Annotated in this window: 4 protein-coding genes; all 4 read right to left on the bottom strand. The window is 70.1% G+C overall.

Features of this window, described 5'->3' with window-relative positions; genetic code table 11:
* The coding region (locus tag ACTIE9_RS09215) for an ABC transporter ATP-binding protein (protein WP_439565281.1) at positions 1-1667 on the bottom strand (1667 nt) is incomplete at its 3' end.
* 247 nt (positions 1668-1914) lie between these two features.
* Positions 1915-3111 (bottom strand): dimethylargininase, encoded by a 1197-nt coding sequence (ddaH, locus tag ACTIE9_RS09210; protein WP_439565276.1) that lies wholly within the window; start codon positions 3109-3111, stop codon positions 1915-1917.
* Between the two features lie 415 nt (positions 3112-3526).
* A complete protein-coding gene (gene purH / locus ACTIE9_RS09205) occupies positions 3527-5122 on the bottom strand; it encodes a bifunctional phosphoribosylaminoimidazolecarboxamide formyltransferase/IMP cyclohydrolase (RefSeq protein WP_439565275.1) in 1596 nt (531 codons plus the stop codon).
* A 24-nt stretch (positions 5123-5146) separates the two neighbouring features.
* On the bottom strand, positions 5147-5519 hold a 373-nt coding region (gene purN, locus ACTIE9_RS09200), incomplete at its 5' end, for a phosphoribosylglycinamide formyltransferase (RefSeq protein ID WP_439565274.1).

Raw genomic sequence — 5519 nt, 5'->3', positions numbered from 1 at the left:
AGTTCGCTGTGCGTGCCGACGTCGGTGATGCGCCCCTCCTGCAGCAGGGCGACGCGGTCGGCCATCTGCACGGTGGAGGGCCGATGCGCGACGATGAGGCCCGTCGTCGTCGCGAGCACCCGCCGCAGGGCCGCCTCGACGAGGGCCTCGGTGTCGACGTCGAGCGCGCTCAGCGGGTCGTCGAGCACGAGCACGGCCGGGTTCGCGGCGACGGCGCGCGCGAGGGCGAGCCGCTGGCGCTGACCGCCCGAGAGGCTCAGCCCCTCCTCTCCGACGGTCGTGTCGACGCCGTCGGGCAGGCTGTGCACGAAGTCGGCCTGCGCGATCTCGAGGGCCTCGGTGAGCACGCGCTCGGCCTCCGCCACCGCTTCGGGCGAGTCGCTCTCGGTGAGCTCGGGCCGCCCGAGCAGCACGTTGTCGCGCACGCTCGCCGAGAAGAGCGTCGCGTCTTCGAAGGCCATCGCGATGTGGCGGCGCAGCTCTTCGCGCGTGAGGTCACGGATATCGACGCCGTCGAGCAGCACGCGCCCCGAGGTGACGTCGTAGAGCCGCGTCGCGAGGGCCGTCAGCGTCGTCTTGCCGCTGCCCGTGATGCCGACGAGAGCCATCGTCTCGCCGGGTTCGAGCTCGAGGGTGATGCCGTCGAGGATTCCGGGCTGGTCGGCAGGAGCATCCTGGTAGCGGAAGACCACGTTGTCGAACGTCAGCCGGCCGCTCGGTGCCGCGATGGTCGCCGGCGGTTCGGGGTCGGTGATGGTGTTGATCTCGTCCATGACCTCGAAGAAGCGGTCGGTCGCCGTGCGGGTGTCGTAAGTCATCGAGAGCAGGAAGCCGATCGATTCGATCGGGAACCGCAGCACGGTGGCCGTGGCGAAGAAGGCGAACAGCTCGCCGACGGTCAGCTCGCCCGCCGCCGCGAGCGCGACGCCGCCCAGCAGGCACAGGGCGAAGGCCACGTCGGGGATCAGGATCAGCCAGAACCAGATGCCGGCGATCGCCTTGGCCTTCTCGATCTCGGTCGAGCGCAGCAGCTCTGCCTGGTCGGCGAACTTCAGCAACGAGTGCTTGCCGCGCCCGAAGGCCTTAAGCACGCGGATGCCGTGCACGCTCTCCTCGACCGCCGTGGCGAGGTCGCCCTGCTGGTCTTGCGCACGCCGCGCGATGACCGAGTACTTGTTCTCGAAGAGGTAGCCGTAGACCCAGAGCGGGATGCTCGCCACGAGGAAGAGCAGACCCAGCCAGAGGCTCCAGTTGATGAGCACGACGAAGCCGATGACGATCGTGATGCCGTTGACGATGAGCAGCACGAAGCCGAACGACAGCCACCGGCGGATGAGGTTGAGGTCGCTCACCGCACGGCTCAGCAGCTGCCCCGACTGCCAGCGGTCGTGGAAGGCGACCGGCAGGTCTTGCAGCTGCGCGTAGAGCGCGTTGCGCATGCGCGCCTCGATGTGCGTGCCGGGCGTGAGCACGAAGAATCGCCGCAGCATGATGAAGACCGCCTCGAGCACGCCGAGCACGAGCACGGCGATCGCGGCGGGCCAGATCTGGCTCGGGTCGCCGGTCGCGAGCGGGCCGTCGACGAGGCCCTGCAGCACGATCGGGATGAACAGCGTGATGACGCCCGCGGCGAGCGCCGCGGCCATGCCGGCGTAGATCCACGGCATGGCGGGCTTCGCATAGGGGTAGATGCGCGCGATCGCCCGGAACGTGCTCAGGCGGGGCTGATCGGTTTTCGTCGTCGACACGGTGAGTCCTCGAGGCAGCGCGCCCGCTCGTGGCGGGTGCGGAAGGGCGATGGTGGCGGGTGGAGCAGCCTCGCCCGGGGTGGCCGGGCGGAGCCTTCCAGCCTATGGGTTTGGTATGACGATTGTCGAACCGCACCCGAATCGTGATGCGGGCGTTACGTCGTCGTCAGCGGACGAGCACGCTCAGGCACGTGACGCAGCCCTCGAGCTTCTCGAACTCCGAGATGTCGACCGTGACGACGCGGTAGCCGAGCGACCGGATGAGCTCGGCGCTCTGCGGGGCCGAGGCTGCCATGAGCACGGCGTCGTCGCTCAGCACGACGACGTGTCCGCCCTCGGCCTCGGGCATGGGCAGGAAACTGCGCCACATCGACACGTCATCGACGAGCGAGGGATGCCCCACCACGGTTCCGTCGGGCAGCGCGGTCACGGCGCTCTTGAGGTGCAGCGCCTTCGTCACGGGCACAGCGACGACATCGCGCCCGTGCGTGCGCGCGATGGCCCGCAGCTGCCGGATGCCCTCGGCATTGGTACGACCGCCGCGGCCCACGTAGAGCACGTCGCCGATCGCCAGCACATCGCCGCCGTCGAGCGTGCCGGGTTCGACGATGCGCTCGATGCGCAGACCCAGTTCGCGCGCGGTCTGCTCCGCGGCGTCGATCTCGGGCCGACGCGACTCGGCGCCCGGGCGGGTGACGACGGCGGTGCCGCCGATCATGACGAGCGCGTCTTCGATGAACACCGAGTCGGGCAGCTCATCGGCCGGGGGCACGTCGACGGGCGTGAAGCCCTCGGCCCGCAGCGCTTCGACGTAGGCCTCCCACTGCGCATCGGCGAGATCCATGTCGACCGGCACGCGCTCCTGGTGGGTCAGCTCGCCGTCCGCGAGGCGCGAGCTGGGCATCCGCACGATCGCCAGGCGGCGGGATGCCACGGCACCCGCCTGCCGCGCCATCCACACCCGACGGCCCACCGTGACCACCGCGAGCACGGCGACGACCTGGAACAGCAGGTTGAAGCCGAGCACGCTGATCCAGAGGTAGTCGATGAGCTCACCGCTGATCGGGTTGCCCGCCGCGACGATCGCCAGCAGCGCGCCGAGCCACGATGAGACGAAGGCGGCGAGCACGGCCACGGCGAGCGCGATCCAGCGGTTGTCGAGCACCCCTGCCGTGCCGATGACGGCGATGAAGATGAACAGCAGCAGCGACGAGAACCCGAACACTCCGTTGACCTGCGCGAGCACCTCGACCGTCGCGCCGTTGATCGCCGCGAACAGCACGACCGTCACGAGGTGCGTGACGAGGGCGACCGCGAGCGCGGCGAGGGCGGAGTCGAGCAGGCGGCGAGCGAGGGGCGTCATGCCCTCCACGCTAGTGCCGCCCCTTGCGTCACAAATCACGGAACTAAGGTGGGTCATGACAGCCCCGCCCGCGAACTCGCGCGATCACGGGCCAGATGCTCCGTGACTTGTGACACGTGGGACAGCGGTTCAGAACCGTGCACCGCTTTTCGGCTAGCTGTACTCACTGACAAGCAAGACGACGAGGTAGATGCCTAGTGAGAGGCAGATCACCCCGCCTATGCGAGCTTGAACAATCTGGTTGGTGGCCCGCGCCCTCTTGGCATGGTTGTCGAGTCCGAACGCCGCAAACAACGCGGCGTTCGCAGTCGTCAGAACTGACGGGCGAAATATGCCGATTAGCCCATAGATGACAAAGAATAGGGCGACGAGTGATCCGAGAATCGCTTCTATCGGCAAGGTTGATCTCACATTTCTAGTGGAAGAAGTGCCGCTCGCCGGTGAAGTACATCGTCACGCCGGCCGCCTGGGCCGCCGCGATGACCTCCTCGTCGCGCACCGAGCCGCCCGGCTGCACGATCGCCGCGACGCCCGCGTCGAGCAGCACCCGCAGGCCGTCGGCGAACGGGAAGAACGCGTCCGACGCCGCGACCGAGCCGCGCGCCCGCTCGCCGGCCCGCGACACCGCGAGGTGGCACGAGTCGACCCGGTTGACCTGGCCCATGCCCACGCCGACGGATGCTCCGCCCGACGCCAGCAGAATGGCGTTCGACTTCACGGCGCGGCACGCGCGCCACGCGAATTCGAGGTCGGCCAGTTGCTCGGCCGAGGCGGCGGGGCCGGAGACCAGTTGCCACGAGGCGGCGGGCGCGAACGCGCGGTCCGCGCTCTGCCGCAGCCAGCCGCCGCTCACCTGGCGCAGCTCGACGTCGCCGAGCGCGAAGCCCGCGGGCAGCTCGATGAGCCGGATGTTCTTCTTCTCGCGCAGCACCTCGAGCGCCTCGGGCTCGAAGCCCGGGGCGACCACGACCTCGGTGAAGATGGGCGCGATCGACTCGGCGGCCTCGCGCGTGATGACACGGTTGGCGGCGATCACTCCCCCGAAGGCAGAGACGGGGTCGCACGCGTGCGCTGCGGCATGAGCTGAAGCGATCGAGTCACCCACGGCGATGCCGCACGGGTTCGCGTGCTTGATGATCGCGACGGCGGGAGCCTCGTGGTCGTAGGCCGCGCGCACGGCCGCATCGGCATCCACGAAATTGTTGTACGACATCTCTTTGCCGTGCAGCTGGGTCGCCTGCGCGATGCCGTGGCTGCCGTCGGCGCGGTAGAGCGCGGCGTGCTGGTGGCTGTTCTCGCCGTAGCGCAGCACCTGCTGCAGCCTCGCGTGCACGTCGATCGTCGAGGGGCTGCCGTCGGCGGCCGGGTGCTCCGCGCGCACGCCGAGCGTATCGGCGAACCAGCCCGCGACCGCGGTGTCGTAGGCGGCCGTGTGGGCGAAGGCCTTGGCGGCGAAGCGCTGCCGCTGGGCGAGCGTCGTGCCGCCGAGGGTGAGCGCCTTCGTGACCATCACGTAATCGGCCGGGTCGACGATGATCGCGACGTTGGCGTGGTTCTTGGCCGCGGCGCGCACCATCGCGGGCCCGCCGATGTCGATCTGCTCGATGACCGCGTCGCCCTCCGCGCCCGAGGCGACCGTCTCGACGAAGGGGTACAGGTTGACGATCACGAGGTCGAACGGCGAGACACCGAGCTCGGCGAGCTGGGCCTCGTGTGCCTCGAGGCGCAGGTCGGCGAGAATGCCCGCGTGCACCTTCGGGTGCAGGGTCTTCACGCGCCCGTCGAGGGTCTCGGCGAAGCCCGTCACCTGCGACACCTCGGTCACCGGGTGCCCGGCGGCCGCGATCGTCGCCGCCGTCGAGCCGGTCGACACCATCTCGACGCCGCCCGCGGCGAGCGCCGCCGCGAGGTCGAGCAGCCCCGACTTGTCGCTCACCGAGATGAGCGCGCGCCGCACGGGCACGGCGTCGCGGTGGCGGTAGAGGGCAGGGTCGTGGGCGGGGCCGGCCATGAGGGTCTCCAGTGCTGGGGCGGTCTAGGGGGCGGATGCTGCGCCGAGGCTGATCGACCCGTCGGCGATGCCGCGCACGACGTCGACGAGCAGGCGCCGCTCGACGGGCTTGATGCGCTCGTGCAGGCTGTGCTCGGTGTCGCCGGGCAGCACGGGCACGTGCTCTTGCGCGAGCACGGGGCCCGTGTCGACCCCGGTGTCGACGACGATCACGCTGGCCCCGGTCTGCGCGACCCCCGCGGCGAGCGCGTCGCGCACGCCGTGCGCGCCCGGGAACTCGGGCAGGTAGGCGGGGTGCGTGTTGATGAGCCGCGGCGCGAGCGCCTCGACGACCCGCGGCGGCAGAAGGCGCATGAGGCCGCTCAGCACCACGAGGTCGGGCTGCCACTCGCTGATC

The sequence above is a fragment of the Microcella sp. genome, from assembly GCF_051860105.1.
Classification (GTDB): Bacteria; Actinomycetota; Actinomycetes; order Actinomycetales; family Microbacteriaceae; genus Microcella.
This window is presented reverse-complemented; position numbering and strand designations above follow the sequence as displayed.

Coding starts and splice junctions, on each gene's coding strand:
- ddaH (WP_439565276.1), bottom strand. CDS start 3,111: ATGACGCCCCTCGCTCGCCGCCTGCTCGACTCCGCCCTCGCCGCGCTC.
- purH (WP_439565275.1), bottom strand. CDS start 5,122: ATGGCCGGCCCCGCCCACGACCCTGCCCTCTACCGCCACCGCGACGCC.